The 15640-nt window shown below is 65.9% G+C and carries 16 protein-coding genes; 9 read left to right on the forward strand and 7 right to left on the reverse strand.

Annotated elements, in window-relative coordinates:
• Window positions 1-20: 20 nt before the first annotated feature.
• Window positions 21-410, forward strand: coding sequence for a hypothetical protein (locus tag V474_RS17800; protein WP_236711321.1), 390 nt, complete (start codon window positions 21-23; stop codon window positions 408-410).
• 4 nt (window positions 411-414) lie between these two features.
• Here V474_RS17800 and V474_RS17805 read toward each other — a convergent pair whose 3' ends face one another.
• Window positions 415-1479 carry a S66 peptidase family protein gene (locus tag V474_RS17805; RefSeq protein WP_082699857.1) on the reverse strand — a complete coding sequence of 355 codons (1065 nt, stop codon included), beginning with the start codon at window positions 1477-1479 and terminating at the stop codon, window positions 415-417.
• Between the two features lie 101 nt (window positions 1480-1580).
• On the opposite strand from V474_RS17805, the gene V474_RS17810 reads away from it, so the two are divergent.
• The gene (locus V474_RS17810) at window positions 1581-2456 is read left to right on the forward strand and encodes an LOG family protein (RefSeq protein ID WP_059152762.1); all 876 of its coding nucleotides are present in this window, start codon (window positions 1581-1583) and stop codon (window positions 2454-2456) included.
• A gap of 42 nt (window positions 2457-2498) precedes the next feature.
• On the opposite strand, the gene thiD is transcribed toward V474_RS17810, so the two are convergent.
• The 3 genes from thiD to glmM are packed head-to-tail and all read right to left on the reverse strand — an operon-like array spanning window position 2499 to window position 4859.
• Window positions 2499-3248 (reverse strand): bifunctional hydroxymethylpyrimidine kinase/phosphomethylpyrimidine kinase, encoded by a 750-nt coding sequence (thiD, locus tag V474_RS17815; protein WP_059152763.1) that lies wholly within the window; start codon window positions 3246-3248, stop codon window positions 2499-2501.
• 43 nt (window positions 3249-3291) lie between these two features.
• On the reverse strand, window positions 3292-3519 hold the full coding sequence (locus V474_RS17820) for a DUF1272 domain-containing protein (RefSeq protein ID WP_059152764.1): 228 nt from the start codon (window positions 3517-3519) through the stop codon (window positions 3292-3294).
• A complete protein-coding gene (gene glmM / locus V474_RS17825) occupies window positions 3519-4859 on the reverse strand; it encodes a phosphoglucosamine mutase (protein ID WP_059152765.1) in 1341 nt (446 codons plus the stop codon). The genes V474_RS17820 and glmM overlap by 1 nt, the downstream gene beginning before the upstream one ends.
• 186 nt (window positions 4860-5045) lie before the next feature.
• Between glmM and V474_RS17830 the strand changes: the two genes are divergently transcribed.
• Complete coding sequence (locus tag V474_RS17830) at window positions 5046-6347, forward strand: dicarboxylate/amino acid:cation symporter (RefSeq protein WP_059152952.1); 1302 nt, start codon at window positions 5046-5048, stop codon at window positions 6345-6347.
• Between the two features lie 45 nt (window positions 6348-6392).
• Here the strand turns inward: V474_RS17830 and V474_RS17835 are convergent, their stop codons facing one another.
• Window positions 6393-7001: an HNH endonuclease gene (locus V474_RS17835; protein WP_059152766.1), complete on the reverse strand. Its 609-nt coding sequence runs from the start codon at window positions 6999-7001 to the stop codon at window positions 6393-6395.
• A gap of 158 nt (window positions 7002-7159) precedes the next feature.
• Between V474_RS17835 and gluQRS the strand changes: the two genes are divergently transcribed.
• The 5 genes from gluQRS to V474_RS17860 all read left to right on the forward strand — a co-directional run bounded on the left by gluQRS (window position 7160) and on the right by V474_RS17860 (window position 10357).
• Complete coding sequence (gene gluQRS, locus V474_RS17840) at window positions 7160-8005, forward strand: tRNA glutamyl-Q(34) synthetase GluQRS (RefSeq protein ID WP_059152767.1); 846 nt, start codon at window positions 7160-7162, stop codon at window positions 8003-8005.
• A complete protein-coding gene (locus V474_RS17845) occupies window positions 8002-8235 on the forward strand; it encodes an HIG1 domain-containing protein (RefSeq protein ID WP_043973982.1) in 234 nt (77 codons plus the stop codon). Before gluQRS ends, V474_RS17845 begins: the two co-directional genes overlap by 4 nt.
• Before the next feature lie 148 nt (window positions 8236-8383).
• Complete coding sequence (locus V474_RS17850) at window positions 8384-8953, forward strand: cob(I)yrinic acid a,c-diamide adenosyltransferase (RefSeq protein WP_059152768.1); 570 nt, start codon at window positions 8384-8386, stop codon at window positions 8951-8953.
• 72 nt (window positions 8954-9025) lie between these two features.
• The gene (locus V474_RS17855; RefSeq protein ID WP_082699858.1) at window positions 9026-9895 is read left to right on the forward strand and encodes a 3-hydroxyacyl-CoA dehydrogenase family protein; all 870 of its coding nucleotides are present in this window, start codon (window positions 9026-9028) and stop codon (window positions 9893-9895) included.
• Window positions 9896-10036: 141 nt separating this feature from the next.
• On the forward strand, window positions 10037-10357 hold the full coding sequence (locus V474_RS17860) for a hypothetical protein (RefSeq protein ID WP_059152769.1): 321 nt from the start codon (window positions 10037-10039) through the stop codon (window positions 10355-10357).
• 16 nt (window positions 10358-10373) lie between these two features.
• Here V474_RS17860 and V474_RS17865 read toward each other — a convergent pair whose 3' ends face one another.
• Together V474_RS17865 and mutS are read right to left on the reverse strand one after the other, a co-directional pair.
• Window positions 10374-10559: a hypothetical protein gene (locus V474_RS17865; protein WP_059152770.1), complete on the reverse strand. Its 186-nt coding sequence runs from the start codon at window positions 10557-10559 to the stop codon at window positions 10374-10376.
• Window positions 10560-10584: 25 nt separating this feature from the next.
• On the reverse strand, window positions 10585-13188 hold the full coding sequence (gene mutS, locus V474_RS17870) for a DNA mismatch repair protein MutS (protein WP_201786062.1): 2604 nt from the start codon (window positions 13186-13188) through the stop codon (window positions 10585-10587).
• A 114-nt stretch (window positions 13189-13302) separates the two neighbouring features.
• On the opposite strand from mutS, the gene V474_RS17875 reads away from it, so the two are divergent.
• A complete protein-coding gene (locus V474_RS17875) occupies window positions 13303-15567 on the forward strand; it encodes an NADP-dependent malic enzyme (RefSeq protein WP_059152772.1) in 2265 nt (754 codons plus the stop codon).
• Window positions 15568-15640 lie beyond the last annotated feature (73 nt).

Consider the following 15640-nt stretch of genomic DNA (forward strand, 5'->3'; position numbering starts at 1 on the left):
TCCGCTGAAGGATTTGCTGGATGAATGGACCATCGCCCCGTGCGACCCTCTTGCAGGCCGCCCGCTATCCTGCCCTGCGGCCATCCGCCGATCAGTCGTGCGGACGCCTGTTTCCGCGAGAAGATGTGGAGATGATGGCCCGCTTCCGCCGTGACATCGCCAGCAGCACGGTGATGCTCAAGGACCTGACGCCTTTCGGCGCCCGCGTGGAGGGGGTAGGCGCGCTGGAGATCGACGAAATGGTGACCATTTCACTCCCCGGCTGCCGTCCATCGCTGGCCTTCGTCGCTTGGGCCAATGCCCACGGCGCCGGTCTGGAATTCATCGAGCCGCTGTCTGCCGATCGCTTCGACGATCTGGTCGCCCGCTACGGACTGAGCGGCGGCAAGGAGGATTCGGCGGCGGCCTGAAGGCTCAGATCACCGCCGGTTCCAGCAGCCGGATCGTACCGGCATCCGCGTCGATCTCGGCCATGGCGCCGACCGGGATGCTGATCTGGCCCGCCACATGCCCGATCATCGCCCCCTGAAACGCCGGAACGCCAAGCGCGGCGAATCGCCGGTCGAGCACTTCGTAGACGGTGAAGTTGGAAAAGCCGCCGTCGGGGTTTTCGCAGTGGGTGCATTGGCCGAACACCACGCCCGCGACCTTGCCCAGAATGCCCGCCAGCGCCAGTTGCGTGAGCATCCGGTCGACACGGTACTCGGATTCGTTGGTTTCCTCCAGGAACAGGATCGCCCCGTCGAAATCCGGCAGCCAAGGCGTTCCCACCAGCGCGGTGAATACCGCCAGATTGCCGCCGAGCAAGCGCCCCCGCGCCTTGCCGCCATGAAAGGTCTTGGTCGGAGAAACCCGCCCGCCCAGGTTCGGGCCGGCATAGGCCGCGACCGAATACGTCGGCATGGCGCCTTCGAAAGCAACTTGCCGGAATGCATCCCATGCCGAAGGCGGCCACGAGGCGGCAGCGTTGGGGCCGTGGATCGAAACAACCCCGGCCCTGGCCAGCGCCAGGCAAAGCGCGGTATTATCGCTGAAACCGGCGAACAGCTTGGGCTTGCGGGCAATGCTCGCGAAATCGAGGTGGGGCAGCAGCCGCGCCGATCCCCAGCCGCCGCGCACGGCCATCAACCCGCGCACCGTATCGTCCGCGAACATCGTCATGAGATCGCGCGCGCGCGCCTCGTCGGAGCCGGCCAGATATCCCTCCCGCGCGGTAATATGGGGGGCAAAGCGCGGCTCCAGCCCCATCGCCCGCACGGTCGCCGCGATCTCGTCCAGGCCGAAACGGTCGGCGATGAAACCCGCCGGCGCCACCAGTCCGAGCACGTCGCCATTGCGCAGGCGCGGCGGGCGAACCATATTCCCTGAAACCGGCGTCGGCGCCGTGCGTGCGAAAGCCCCGAGGGCAGGCAGCGCGCACAGCCCGGCGCCAAGATTCACAAGCGCGCGCCTGCGCGTCAGGGTTTGCCCGATAGTCATCACCGCAAACCTACAGCCTGTTCGCCCCCCTGCAAGACCATGCAGCCGGGTGCGTCCCATCTCTGCCCGGCAACACAAAGGGGCCGGGCCATGGAGTTCCAATGACCGAAGAAGAAGACAAAGACCTCACCCAGCGCCGTTTCTACAAGGCCGAGCAGGAGGCGGGTTTCGCCGAACAGCAGCCCGACACGATCCAGACCGGGCACCCCGCCTACCAGTTGGCCTTCCGCGATACCGATTTCCTGCTGCGCGACGAACTGCGCCCGGTGCGTTTCCAGCTTGAACTGCTCAAGCCCGAAATGCTGCTGGAGGAGGCCAATATCGGCTCGACCCTGGTGATGTACGGCTCCGCCCGCATTCCCTCGCCTGAAAAGGCCGACGCGCTGATACAGACTGCTGCCACCGATTATCAGAAGAAGGTCGCAGGAAACCTCGCCGACAAGGCGAAGTATTACGACGAGGCGCGCAAACTTGCCCGCCTCGCCAGCAGCCGCGCGATCGTCGAGAAGGGCATGCGCCAGTTCGTGGTCTGCTCGGGCGGCGGGCCCTCGATCATGGAAGCGGCCAATCGCGGGGCTGCCGACGTGGGGGCGGAATCGCTGGGCCTCAACATCGTGCTGCCGCATGAGCAGGCGCCCAATCGCTATGTCACGCCGCGCCTCTCGTTCCAGTTCCACTATTTCGCGCTGCGCAAGATGCACTTCCTGCTGCGCGCCCGCGCGGTGGCGGTGTTCCCCGGCGGGTTCGGCACGTTCGACGAGTTCTTCGAACTGCTGACGCTGATCCAGACCGGCAAGATGAAGCCGATCCCAATCCTGCTCTACGGCCGTGAATTCTGGGAGCGGGTGATCAATTTCGAGGCTCTGGCCGAGGAAGGCACGATCAACCCCGGCGACCTGGACCTGTTCCGCTGGTGCGAAACGGCCGAGGAAGGCTGGGCACACATCAGCAAGTTCTACGAACTCGACGTCGACTGAGGCGCCTATTCCCCTCTCCGCTTGCGGGGAGGGGGTGGGAACCTAGCGAACGGCGTGGTGCCCCATCGGTCCGTGGCCTTCGCCAAAGCCGGGTGCGGCCAGCAAGGCGGCACGCACGAAATCGCGCGCATCCTCGATCGCCTCGGCCAGCGGAGCGCCTTGGCCCAGGAACGTCGCGATCGCGCTCGACAGAGTGCAGCCGGTGCCGTGGGTGTGGCGCGTTTCGATACGCGGGGCGGTCCATATCTGCGGCTCCTGGCCGGGCAGGACCAGCCGGTCGATCACTGTCTCGCCCGGCGCATCGCCGCCCTTGGCGATATAGCCGATGCCCTTGGCCATCAGTACCTCGTCGCCGCCCAGTGCCGCCAGTTCGTCGACATTGGGGGTGGTGAGGCAGGCGATTGCCATCAGCCGCTCGAAAGCGGCAACCGTATCCGCGTCCGCCAGCACCGAGCCTGCGGTGGAAACCATCACCGGATCGAAGATCACCGGCAGGTCAAGGCCGGCCAGCCGGTCGGCAACCATGTGCGCGATCTCGGCGCTGCCCAGCATGCCGATCTTGATCGCATCGACGCCAATGTCGCTGATGCAGGCGTCGATCTGTGCGGCGACCATCGCCGCAGACAGCGTTTCCACTGCCGTCACGCCCTTGGTATTCTGCGCGGTGATCGCGGTGATCGCAGTCATCGCATAGCCGCCCAGCAGCGTCACGGTCTTGATGTCGGCTTGGATGCCGGCGCCGCCCGAACTGTCTGAGCCGGCAATGGAAAGAATGCGAGGAGCCTGATTCATCCCAGCCCTCTACCCGGTTACGGTATGGCGAGTCGAGATGGCATCAAGATTTGAAGCGGCGCAGTTTCGAAGGCGGGGCCGAATCCTGATGCCTGCGCGCCCGTGTCGGTCGGTCGACCAGTTCGCCTTCGCAGTTGGGGCACATATCGTCGACATCGTCGGCGCAGGTCGCGCAGAAGGTGCATTCGAAGCTGCAGATGAAGGCGCCGGGGGCCTCGGCGGGAAGGTCGGTGCCGCAGCGTTCGCAGTCGGGGCGCATTTCCAGAGCCATTATGCCGCTACCTCCGCCACTGCGTCGCAGATCGACGCCACGACAGCTTCGACCTCACTGGCATCGTCGCCTTCGGCCATCACGCGGATGACCGGCTCGGTGCCCGAGGGGCGGATCACCAGTCGCCCGCGGCCCACAAGCGAAGCCTCGGCATCGGCGATCACCGCCTTGACGCTGCCTGCCTCCAGCGGCTTGCCGCCGGAGAAGCGGACATTGCGCAGAAGCTGGGGTACGGGGTCGAACAAGTGGAGCAGTTCGCTCGCCCGCTTGCCCGACTGGACCAGCGCGGAAATCACCTGCAGCGCCGCTACGGTGCCGTCGCCGGTGGTCGCATGGTCCAGCAGAATCATGTGGCCGGACTGTTCACCGCCGACGTTGTAGCCGCCGCTGCGCATCCGCTCCAGCACGTGGCGGTCGCCCACGGCGGTACGTTCCAGGTTCAGGCCAAGGCCGTTCAGGTAGCGCTCCAGCCCGAGGTTGGACATCACCGTGGCCACCACGCCGCCGCCGCGCAGGATACCCTGCGCCGCGAACTGGCTACCGATCAGCGCCATGATCTGGTCGCCGTCTACCGTCTTGCCCTTCTCGTCCACCACGATCAGGCGGTCGGCATCGCCGTCCAGCGCAATGCCGATATCCGCGCCGGAGGACACCACGGTTTCCTGAAGCAGTTCGACATGGGTGGAGCCGCAGCGCTCGTTGATGTTCTTGCCGTTGGGGTTCACGCCCACCGCGACGATCTCGGCGCCCAGCTCCCAGAAGGCTGAAGGGGCGACCTGGTAGGCGGCGCCATTGGCGCAATCGACCGCGATCTTCAGCCCGTCCAGCCGCACCGTAGAGGGCAGCGATGCCTTCACCGCGTGGATATAGCGGCCGCGCGCATCGTCGATGCGGCGGGCACGGCCGATCTCGGCCGAGGCAGCAAGGTCAAGGTCCTGGCCCAGCATAGCCTCGATCGCCAGTTCGTCCTCGTCCGATAGCTTGAAGCCGTCGGGGCCGAACAGCTTGATGCCGTTGTCCTCATAGGGGTTGTGGCTGGCTGATATCATCACGCCCACGTCGGCGCGCAGTTCGCGGGTCAGCAACGCAACAGCAGGGGTGGGCATCGGGCCCAGCAGGACCACGTCCATGCCCACGCTGGTAAAGCCCGCGACCATCGCATTCTCCAGCATGTAGCCCGACAGGCGGGTGTCCTTGCCGATGACCACGCGGTGGCGGTGCGTGCCGCGCAGGAACCGTGTGCCGGCCGCCTGGCCGACTTTCATCGCCATGGCCGCAGTCATCGCGCCCTGGTTGGTGCGGCCGCGAATGCCGTCGGTGCCGAAGAACTGCTTGCCCATCACCTGACCCTCTTGGAAACCCTGCTTGCGAATGCCGCCCTGCCATTAGACTACGGCCGTTACCGCCGACTGAACGCGTTCTTAAACTTCGGTCAGAAACACATCCGATGCGGATTTTGCAAAGGCCTCCTAAACCCAAGCCAGGCAAATTGCCATCGGGCGCGTGCCCGCCTATTTGTGGGCACGATGAGCGCACCTTCCTCCCCCCCTGCATCCGCCTCGACCTCCGGCCCCGGCGGCCCTTCGCGGATTCCTGAAATCAAGGTGCCGGGGATGCTCACTCTGGCGGGGTTGGTCACGGGACTGCTGATCGGCCTGATGATCGCGGGCAAGCCGATCGCGGACACCGCGCTGGCGGTGGCAGGCCCGGTTGGCTCGCTGTGGCTGCAGGGTCTGCAGATGACGATCCTGCCGCTGGTTGCCGGACTGCTGTTCTCAGGCATCGTCGAGACCGTCGCCGCTGCCCGCGCTGGAGCCATGGCGCGCCGGACGCTGGGGATCATCGTTGGCTTCCTGGCCTTCAGCGCTGTTCTGGGCGCGGCGCTTATGCCACTGCTGCTGGAACTGTTCCCGGTGCCGGCCGGCGTCAGCTTCGACCACCGCGCCGATCCGGGCAAGGTCCCCGGCCTCGCCGATTTCCTGTCCTCGCTATTGCCTGACAACGTCGTCTCGGCGGCGGCATCCAGCGCGATGCTGCCGGTGATCGTCTTCGTCGGCCTTTTCGCGCTGGCCTCCACCAGGCTTGCCGACGAACCGCGCCGCAGCCTTGCCGTGCTTTTCGAAGGGCTGGCTGGCGCGATGATGGTAGTGATTGGCTGGGTACTGATGCTCGCGCCGATCGGCGTCTTCGCGCTGGGCCTGACGCTGGGCGTGCGCAGCGGCGGTGCAGCACTGGGAGCGCTGGCGCACTACATCGTGCTGGTGACGGCAGTGGGCACCGTGGTGATGATCGCGGGCTATGCCATCGCCGTGCTGGTGGGCCGCCGCAAGCTGGGGGCCTTTGCCGCCGCGATCCTGCCCGCGCAGGTCGTCGCGATCTCGACCCAGTCGTCGATCGCCACGCTGCCGGCCATGCTCGCCTCCAGTCGCAAGCTGGGCACTGCGCAAACAACATCGGAATTCGTGCTGCCGCTGGCGGTAACCCTGTTCCGCGCGACCGGCCCGGCAATGAACATGGCCGTCGCCATCTACGCCGCGAAGCTGGCCGGGCTGGAACTGACCACCGGGGCGCTGATGGCAGGGGCCTTCGTGGCCTTCGCCACAACTTTCGGCGCCGTATCCTTGCCGGGCACGATCAGCTTCGTGTCCTCGATCGGCCCGATCGCAGCAGCCATGGGCGTGCCGCTGTGGCCGCTGGGTGTGCTGGTGGCGGTGGAAGTGCTGCCCGACCTCATGCGCACGGTTGGCAACGTGACCATGGACGTGGCTGTGACCTGCGCGGTCGATACCGGTGTGAAAGACCCTCAAACAATCGAAACCATCCACTGAACGAAACGCCGCGCGGGAAGGCAACTTCGCGCGTTCGGGCGCGCGCTATTCCTCCAGCTCGATGTCCCAATAGAGCCAGTCGCGCCAGGTTTCGTGGAGGAAATTGGGCGGAAAGCCCCGCCCGCGCTCCTGTAATTGCCAACTGGTTGGCCGGATCGGCGGGACCAGCGGCGGCATGTTCGCCTGCTTGGGTGTGCGCCCCCCCTTCCTGAGGTTGCACGGCGCGCAGGCCGTCAGGATATTTTCCCACGAGGTGCGCCCGCCCAGACGGCGGGGTAGCACATGGTCGAAGGTCAGTTGGTGCGTGCTGCCGCAATACTGGCAGGAAAACCGGTCTCGCAGGAACAGGTTGAAGCGGGTGAAGGCGGGAAACTCGCTGGGCTTCACATATTGGCGCAGCGCGATCACCGAAGGGATCTGCATCGTCCAGCTGGGGCTGTGCACCGCGCGTTCGTAGCTGGAGATGATGTCCACCCGTTCCAGCACCACCGCCTTGATCGCGGTCTGCCACGGCCACAGGCTGAGCGGGTAATAGGAAAGCGGCGTGTAATCTGCGTTGAGAACAAGTGCAGGGCAGTCGGAAAGACTACGAGAGGGATCTCCCTCTGCGCTGCGGAAACGGGCCGCGCGCTCGATCAGGTCCGACCTGAGCATGGCCTCCTGTCGCAGGCTCTCATTGCTGTTTGATGGCAACGCATAAGTGCTTTTGCAGCATTTGCGCGAGCCCGCGTCAAGGTGGCAGTTTGCAGAGACGCTTGTGCAATCCACAGGATCGCTTGCGGCTGCCGCCTTGGGCGCTAGGACGGGCGGACATGACGCGCACCCGCTTCGCACCCAGCCCCAACGGCCCGCTCCATCTGGGCCACGCCTATGCGGCCATGGTGGCGCACGATACTGCCCGCGCGCGGGGCGGCACCTTCGTCCTGCGCATCGAGGACATCGACGGCGCCCGAAGCCGCCCCGAGTTCGTGGAGGAATTCTTCCGCGACCTCGAATGGCTCGGCCTCGCATGGGACGGGGACGCGGTGTTCCAGTCGCACCGGCTGGCCAGCTACGCAGCGGCGGGAGACCGGCTGAGGGCCATGGGCCTGCTTTACCCCTGCACCTGCACCCGCGCCGAGATCGCCGCCGCCGCCCATGAAACCAGCCCTGACGGCCCGGTCTATCCCGGCACCTGCCGGGGGCGCGAGGTCAATCCCGCGCAGGCCGCATGGCGCCTGGATGTCGCGAAGGCGATGGCGCTCACCGGCCCGCTCGAATGGGTGGACGAGGAAGCTGGTCCGCAGACCGCAGTTCCGCAGGTGTTCGGCGACGCGGTGCTGCTGCGCAAGGACCTGCCCGCCAGCTACCACCTTGCCGCGACGCTGGACGATACGGCGGACGGCATCACCGTGGTCACGCGCGGCATGGACCTGTTCCCCGCCACTCATGTCCACCGCCTGCTGCAGGCCCTGCTGGACCTGCCGGTGCCGACCTGGCTTCACCATCCGCTGCTGATCGAGCCGGATGGCCGCAAGATGGCCAAGCGGCGCGGCGCCCCCTCGCTGGCCGACCGGCGCCGCGCGGGAGAGGACGGGCCCGCCATCATCCGTGCGCTGCGCGATGGCGTCCTGCCCACTGGCCTTTCGCTTTCGCAAGGCGTACATCAAACGCCATGAACTACATCCTTGTCCCCATCATCGTCGTGCTGGTGATCATGGTCGTCATCAGCCTCGTGCGCGGCATCGTCGCCTTCCTGAACAGCACGAAGGAAGACCTGAACCGCGATCCCAACGCGACCGGGCCGACCGCCAACCAACTGCTGCAGAACAAGATGATGTTCAACCGCATCAAATATCAGGCCGCCGCCGTGCTGGTCTGTGCGCTGCTGTTGGCGATGGCGCGCTGAAGCAGAGGTTTGCGGCGGGGCTTCGACAAGCTCAGCCTGAGCGGGCTCGGAAGCATACAGCAGCTTCCGCTCATCCTGAGCCTGTCGAAGGGTCAGGCTGAGCTTGTCGAAGCCCCGCCGCCATCCCCCAAAAACCTAAGGAACTCCCTTGGTCCGACTTAACAAGATCTACACGCGCACCGGCGATGACGGCTCCACCGGTCTGGTCGACGGATCGCGCCTGCCCAAGCACGCCGCGCGCATGGAAGCGATCGGCGCGGTGGACGAAACCAACAGCGCCATCGGCCTCGCCGTCTGCGCCCTGTCCGGCAGCCCCCACGCCGCGAACCTCACCCGCATCCAGAACGATCTGTTCGACCTTGGCGCGGACCTTGCGACTCCGGGTGACGATTTCGCCCCCGGCGAGATGACCCTGCGCATCGTCCCCGCGCAGGTGGACTGGCTGGAAACCGCGATCGATGCGGTGAACGATCACCTCTCGCCCCTGCGCAGCTTCATCCTGCCCGGCGGCAGCGAGGCGGCGGCGCGCGTGCACATCGCCCGCGCCTCTGCCCGCTCCGCCGAACGCCGCGCCACCGCGCTGGCGGCGGACACTCCGGTCAACCCCGCCGCGCTCGCCTATATAAACCGGCTGAGCGATTACCTTTTCGTCCTTGCCCGTGCGGTGAATGCCAACGGCGCCGATGACGTGCTTTGGGTGCCCGGCCAGAACCGATAGATATAATCGCTAGGTTCCCTCTCACGGCGCAACCTGTTAAGCGCCCGGTTAAATTCTAGAGGGAGTTTGGCAGTGCAGACAGTCGGCATCATCGGCGCAGGCATCATGGGCGCAGGCATCGCCCAGACCGTGGCAAGCAAGGGCATGGACGTAGTCCTGACCGATGTGAGCCTGGAAAATGCCGAAAAGGGCAAGGCCGGCATCGCCAAGAGCCTCGCCAAGCTGGTCACCAAGGAAAAGATCACCCAGGCCGACGCCGACGCGCTGCTGGCCCGCATCACCCCCGCTGCCGACTACTCCGCGATGTCGGGCGCCGACCTCATCATCGAGGCCGCCACCGAGCGCGAGGATATCAAGCACAAGATCTTCGAGGCCGCCGGCAAGGTGCTGGGCGCCAATTCGATCATGGCATCGAACACCAGCTCGATCCCGATCACGCGCATGGCGGCCAGTTCGCCCGATGCGGCGCGGTTTTGCGGTCTGCACTTCTTCAACCCGGTGCCGGTCATGGGCCTGGTCGAAGTCATCCCCGGGCTCGCCACTTCGCAGGACACGATCGACCGCATGAAGGCGTTCGGTGAAAAGCTGGGCAAGACCGTGGTGCTCGCCGGGGATGAACCCGGCTTCGTCGTAAACCGCATCCTGTGCCCGATGCTCAACGAGGCGATCTTCGTTCTGGGCGCGGGCATCGGTTCGGTCGAGGATATCGACGCCGGCTGCAAGATCGGTCTCAATCACCCTATGGGCCCGCTGACACTGGCGGACTTCGTGGGCCTCGATACGCTGTACGAGATCATGAAGGTGTTCCAGGCGACCACCGGCGATCCGAAGTACCGCCCCGCGCCGCTGCTGCAGAAATACGTTGAGGCAGGCTGGTACGGCCGCAAGTCGGGCAAGGGCTTCTACGATTATTCCGGCGAAGTGCCCGTTCCCAGCAAGTAAAAGGTGGGTGCAAGGGGGGAAGGAAGCCCCCCTGCACACGCGACCCCGACATTCCCGGGGTCTGGTGCAATGGCTCCAGGTCTTCTGTTTTCGGAACCCCTTGCTCTCCCGGCTCGTTCTCCTTTCAAAGGAGATTTCCCGATGACCGAACGCCCCGACGACGTCGCCCCCGAAACGGTGAACGACGAGCAGGAAGACGAAGAAGCGCAGGCGCAGTCCGTAGCCGAACAGGCGCAGGGCCGTACCTCAGGCAACCCCGGCCTCAGCGATACCGAGAAGGTCAAGGGCGGCATCCGGGACGAGGATGACATCGAGGATGTCGTCGATCACATGAACCAGATGGACACCAGCGGCACCATCGACATGTCCGCCTATGACGGCGAAGAGACGATGGACGACCTCGAAGGCCGCTATGGCAAGAACAATGCCGCAGACGAGGATTTCGCGAACGACGATTCCTGATCGTCGTCCACGGATTTCAATTCCCGGTGGTCGCCGGTGTTTTCAGCGCCTCGGTAATCTGCTGCATCGTCTTGGCCTTATCCTGCCCATCGTCATCATCCGGTGACGGGATCGAGCAATAAGCCGTCAGCAGAACCCCGGCGGACCAGAAAAGCGCATTCCAGCGGCTGCGAAAGACAGTGGTGATCTTGGGACCTATCATGAGCCCAAGAATACCCCGCCCAAGGTTAAGACTCCGTGCCCGCCTCGCGTTTGAGATCGTACAGGATTTCGAGCGCGTCGCGCGGTGACATGGCATCGACGTCCAGCGTGTTCAGCTTGTCCCGCAGGGCATCGGTCGGGGCCTGGCGGGCTTCCTGAACCGCGGCGAACAGCGGAAGATCGCCAAGCCCAGCCGCCAGCCCGCCGGTTTCCGCGCGGGCCTTCTCCAGCTTTTCCAGTACCGACTTGGCGCGGCTGATGACCTTGGGCGGCACGCCGGCAAGCCGCGCGACGGCAAGGCCGTAGCTGCGATCCGCCGGGCCGCTCGCCAGTTCGTGGAGCAGGACGAGATCACCCTTCCATTCGCGCGCGCGGACATGGTGGAGCGAGAGCGCCTCGCAGGTTTCCGCCAGCCGCGCCAGTTCGTGGTAGTGAGTGGCGAAAAGGCAGCGGCAGCGGTTGGTTTCGTGCACCGCCTCGGCCACCGCCCATGCAAGCGCGAGGCCGTCGTAGGTCGAAGTGCCGCGCCCCACCTCGTCGAGGATGACGAAGCTGCGGTCCGTTGCCTGCGCAAGGATCGCAGCGGTTTCCACCATCTCCACCATGAAGGTCGAGCGGCCCCGCGCGAGGTTGTCGGAAGCGCCGACGCGGCTGAACAGGCGGTCGACCATGCCGATCCGCGCAGACTTGGCGGGAACGAAACCGCCCGCCTGCGCCAGCAGCACGATCAGCGCGTTCTGGCGCAGGAAGGTCGATTTACCGCCCATGTTGGGGCCGCCGATGAGCCAGAGCCGGTCGTGACTGGCGAGGCGGCAGTCGTTGGCGACGAAGCGCTCGCCTTGTGCCTTCAGCGCAGATTCGACCACCGGATGGCGCCCGCCCTCGATATCGAGCGAGATGCCTTCGACCACCTGCGGCCGGCTCCAGCCGCCTTCCGCCGCGCGTTCGGCCTGCCCGGCTGCAACGTCGATGCGGGCCAGCGCGGCGGCCGTGCGGGCGATGGTCTGGCGCGCGGCGACGGCCTCGGCCACCAGCGTTTCGAAGTGCCCCTCCTCGGCGGCGAGGGCGTGGCCCCCGGCCTCGGTGATGCGCGCGGCTTCTTCGTGCAGGGCAACGGCGTTGAATCGCATCGCGCCGGCCATCGTCTGTCGGTGCGAAAACCCGCTGTCCGGCTCCATCAGTTTATCGGCGTGGCGCTGCGCCACTTCGATAAAGTAACCCAGCACATTGTTGTGCTTGATCTTGAGCGAGGCGACGCCGGTTTCCTCGCGGTACTTCGCCTCCAGCGCGGCGATGGCGCGCCGTGCATTGCCGGACATCACCCGCAGTTCGTCGAGCGAGGCGTCGTAACCGCTGGCGATGTAGCCGCCCTGTCCGCGCTCGGTCGGCGGGCTCTGGACCAGCGCGCGGGCGAAGTGATCGACCAGTTCGGCGTGCCCCCCCAGCGCCGGAAGCAGCCGCTCCAGCAGCACGGGCAGATTATCCATGGTCGCCAGCCGCTCGCCAGTGGTCCGGGCTCCCGCAAGCCCGTCTCGAAGCTGGCCGAGATCGCGCGGAGAACCGCGCCCCGCCACGACCCGGCCCAGCGCGCGGCCCACATCCGGCAGCGCCCGCAGCGCGGCGCGCAGGTCTTCGCGCAGCAGGGCATCGCCGTGAAGCCATTCGACCAGTTCCAGCCGCTCGGCAATGGCCATGCGGTCGGTCAGGGGGGCGAAGAGATCGTCCGCCAACTGGCGCGCACCGGCGCCGGTCACGCAGCGGTCGATGGCGTCGATCAGGCTTCCCCTGCGCCCGCCTTGCGACGATTCGAGGATTTCCAGACTGGCGCGCGTCGCCTCATCCATTGCCAGCGCTGCATCGCCGGACCGGGCCTCGGGCGGAAGCAGCAGCGGCAGGTTGCCGCGCCCGACATGGTCGAGATAGGCGATAAGGCCCCCCGCCGCCGCCAGCATGGCGCGGCTGAACGTGCCGAACCCGTCAAGCGTCGAAACGCCGTGGATCAGCTTGAGCCGTCCGTCGCCGCCATCGGAGGAAAATTCGTGCGTCCCCCGCGCGATCACCCCGTCCGGCGCCGCGTCCCAGCCATCGGGCGCCACCAGTTCGCTTGGCCCCAGCCGGGCCAGCGCCGCCGCCAGACGGTCGGGCGCACATTCCTCCAGTTCCATCCTGCCGGTGGAGATGTCGCACGAGGCGATGCCCACCACGCCGCGCACTTCGCAGGCCGCCGCCAGCACGTTGGCCCGGCGCGGCTCCAGCAGCGATTCCTCGGTCAGCGTTCCCGCCGTGACGAAGCGCACGATGTCGCGTGCCACCAGCGCCTTGGAGCCGCCGCGCTTCTTCGCCTCGGCCGGGGTCTCCGTCTGCTCGGCAATGGCGACTCGGCAGCCCGCCTTGATGAGGCGTGCAAGGTAGCCTTCCGCCGCGTGAACCGGCACGCCGCACATCGGGATCGGCTGGCCCTGATGCTCACCCCGCGTGGTCAGGGCGATGTCGAGGATCTGGCTGGCGGTCTTCGCATCATCGAAGAAGAGTTCGAAAAAGTCGCCCATGCGATAGAACAGCAGGCAGTCGTCCGCCACCTCGCGAAGAGCAAGGTACTGGGTCATCATCGGGGTCGCAGGGGAACTCATATCGTACGCGTTAGCGCCGCGGCGCGCATTTTGGGAAGCGCGGGCGCCATCCTTTCCCCTATCGCGTCGCGCGAACATTCGTTACGGCGCCTAGAAAATCCGGGGAGATTACACTTGTCCGAGAAGTCCAAGGTCCAGTTTACCGATCGCGAAGCGCTGTTCTACCATAGCACCATCCGTCCGGGTAAGATCGAAATCATCGCCTCGAAGCCGATGGCGACCCAGCGCGACCTCAGCCTGGCATACTCGCCGGGCGTTGCAGTGCCGGTGCAGGCCATCGCCGACGATCCCGCCACCGCCTATGACTATACCGCCAAGGGCAACCTCGTGGCCGTCATCTCGAACGGCACGGCGATCCTGGGCATGGGCAATCTGGGCGCGCTGGCATCCAAGCCGGTGATGGAAGGCAAGGCCGTGCTGTTCAAGCGCTTCGCCGACGTCGATTCGATCGACATCGAACTTGCCAGCGAAGACACAGACGCCCTGATCGAAGCCATCGCGATGATGGAGCCGAGCTTCGGCGGCATCAACCTGGAAGACATCAAGGCGCCTGAGTGCTTCATCATCGAGCAGGCACTGCGCGAACGCATGAACATCCCGGTCATGCACGACGACCAGCACGGCACCGCGATCATCGCCGCCGCCGGCCTGATCAACGCCTGCCTCATCACCGGCCGCAAGCTGGATGAAGTCAAGGTGGTGGTGAACGGTGCGGGCGCTTCCGCGTTGGCCTGCACCTCGCTCATCAAGTCGATGGGCGTGCGCCACGAAAACGTCCTGGTCTGCGACACGCGCGGCGTGATCTATCCGGGCCGCGAGAACGTCGACCAGTTCAAGTCGGCCCACGCCGTCATGACTGACAAGCGCACCCTGCTCGAAGCCATCGAAGGCGCCGACGTGGTCCTTGGCCTGTCGGCCAAGGGCGCGATCACGCAGGACATGGTCAAGCGCATGGCGCCGGAACCGATCATCTTCGCGATGGCCAACCCCGACCCGGAGATCACCCCGCCTGAAGCCAAGGCCGTGCGTCCCGACGCCATCGTCGCCACCGGCCGGTCGGACTATCCCAACCAGGTCAACAACGTGCTTGGCTTCCCCTTCATTTTCCGCGGCGCGCTCGACGTGCGGGCCACCGCGATCAACGAAGAGATGAAGATCGCCGCCGCCACGGCGATCGCCGAACTGGCGCGAGAGCAGGTTCACGAGGACGTGGCCGCAGCCTACGGCGGTGAAACCCAGGTGTTCGGCCGCGACTACATCATCCCGGCGCCGTTCGACCCGCGCCTGATGGAGGTGGTGCCGATGGCCGTCGCCAAGGCGGCGATGGAATCGGGCGTTGCGCAGAAGCCGATCGAGGACTTTGAAGCCTATCGCCACCAGTTGAAGGCCCGCCTCAACCCCACCACTTCGGTGCTGACGCGCGTTTACGACGAGGTGAAAGCCAACCCCAAGCGGGTCATCTTCGCCGAGGCGGACAACGAGGTCGTTCTGCGCGCTGCGATCCAGTACCGCGATTTCGGCTACGGCGAACCCGTGCTGGTGGGGCGCACCCAGGTCATCCTCGACCGGATGGCCGAACTGGGCGTGCCCAACCCGGAGAGCTACCACATCGAGAATTCGATGGTCTCTGAACACGTCGCCCCGATGGTGGAAATGCTTTACGAGCGCCTCAAGCGCCGCGGCTTCCTGAAGCGCGACGTGCAGCGCATGGTCAACACCGACCGCAACATCTTCGCTTCCGGCCTGCTCAAGCTCGGCGCAGGCGATGCAATGATTACCGGCATGACCCGCCCCTTCGCGCAGTCCATGAAGGAAGTGCGCCGCGCGCTGGACCCGGCTGAGGGCAAACTGCCCTTCGGTATCCACATGCTGGTGGGCAAGAACCACACGGTGTTCATGGCCGATACCACCATCAACGAACGCCCTAGCGCCGAGGAACTGGCCGTCATCGCCACCGAGACGGCAGCCGTGGCCCGCAAGCTCGGCCACGAACCGCGCGTCGCGTTCCTCAGCTATTCCACCTTCGGCAACCCCGCAGGCAAGTGGCTGGATGCAACGCGTGAGGCGATCCATATCCTTGACCAGCAGCAGCCGGACTTTGAGTACGAGGGCGAACTGGCACCGGACGCGGCGCTGAATCCGAAGGTGATGGCACTTTACCCGTTCAGCCGCCTGACGGCTCCGGCGAATGTGCTGATCATGCCGGGCCTGCAATCGGCCAATATCTCGGCCAAGCTGCTGCGCGAGATCGGCGGCACGACCTCGATCGGGCCGATGCTGCTGGGTATGGAAAAGCCCGTGCAGATCGTACCGATGACGGCGCTTGCGCCCGATGTGCTGACCAGCGCCGTGCTGGCAGCGGCCGGGATCACCGGCTGACTTTGGCGCCTTGGGGTTAAAGGGGAGAAATGCGGGGGCCAACGCCCCTGCACCCCGATCCCGTTATTGCAGT

Origin of the sequence: Novosphingobium barchaimii LL02, assembly GCF_001046635.1 — a bacterium.
In the GTDB taxonomy this organism is placed as follows: domain Bacteria; phylum Pseudomonadota; class Alphaproteobacteria; order Sphingomonadales; family Sphingomonadaceae; genus Novosphingobium; species Novosphingobium barchaimii.

Bases quoted from the DNA above. Each gene is read 5' to 3' on its own strand.
- V474_RS17800 (WP_236711321.1), top strand. From the start codon at position 21: ATGAATGGACCATCGCCCCGTGCGACCCTCTTGCAGGCCGCCCGCTAT.
- V474_RS17805 (WP_082699857.1), bottom strand. From the start codon at position 1,479: ATGACTATCGGGCAAACCCTGACGCGCAGGCGCGCGCTTGTGAATCTT.
- V474_RS17810 (WP_059152762.1), top strand. From the start codon at position 1,581: ATGACCGAAGAAGAAGACAAAGACCTCACCCAGCGCCGTTTCTACAAG.
- thiD (WP_059152763.1), bottom strand. From the start codon at position 3,248: ATGAATCAGGCTCCTCGCATTCTTTCCATTGCCGGCTCAGACAGTTCG.
- V474_RS17820 (WP_059152764.1), bottom strand. From the start codon at position 3,519: ATGGCTCTGGAAATGCGCCCCGACTGCGAACGCTGCGGCACCGACCTT.
- glmM (WP_059152765.1), bottom strand. From the start codon at position 4,859: ATGGGCAAGCAGTTCTTCGGCACCGACGGCATTCGCGGCCGCACCAAC.
- V474_RS17830 (WP_059152952.1), top strand. From the start codon at position 5,046: ATGAGCGCACCTTCCTCCCCCCCTGCATCCGCCTCGACCTCCGGCCCC.
- V474_RS17835 (WP_059152766.1), bottom strand. From the start codon at position 7,001: ATGCTCAGGTCGGACCTGATCGAGCGCGCGGCCCGTTTCCGCAGCGCA.
- gluQRS (WP_059152767.1), top strand. From the start codon at position 7,160: ATGACGCGCACCCGCTTCGCACCCAGCCCCAACGGCCCGCTCCATCTG.
- V474_RS17845 (WP_043973982.1), top strand. From the start codon at position 8,002: ATGAACTACATCCTTGTCCCCATCATCGTCGTGCTGGTGATCATGGTC.
- V474_RS17860 (WP_059152769.1), top strand. From the start codon at position 10,037: ATGACCGAACGCCCCGACGACGTCGCCCCCGAAACGGTGAACGACGAG.
- V474_RS17865 (WP_059152770.1), bottom strand. From the start codon at position 10,559: ATGATAGGTCCCAAGATCACCACTGTCTTTCGCAGCCGCTGGAATGCG.
- mutS (WP_201786062.1), bottom strand. From the start codon at position 13,188: ATGAGTTCCCCTGCGACCCCGATGATGACCCAGTACCTTGCTCTTCGC.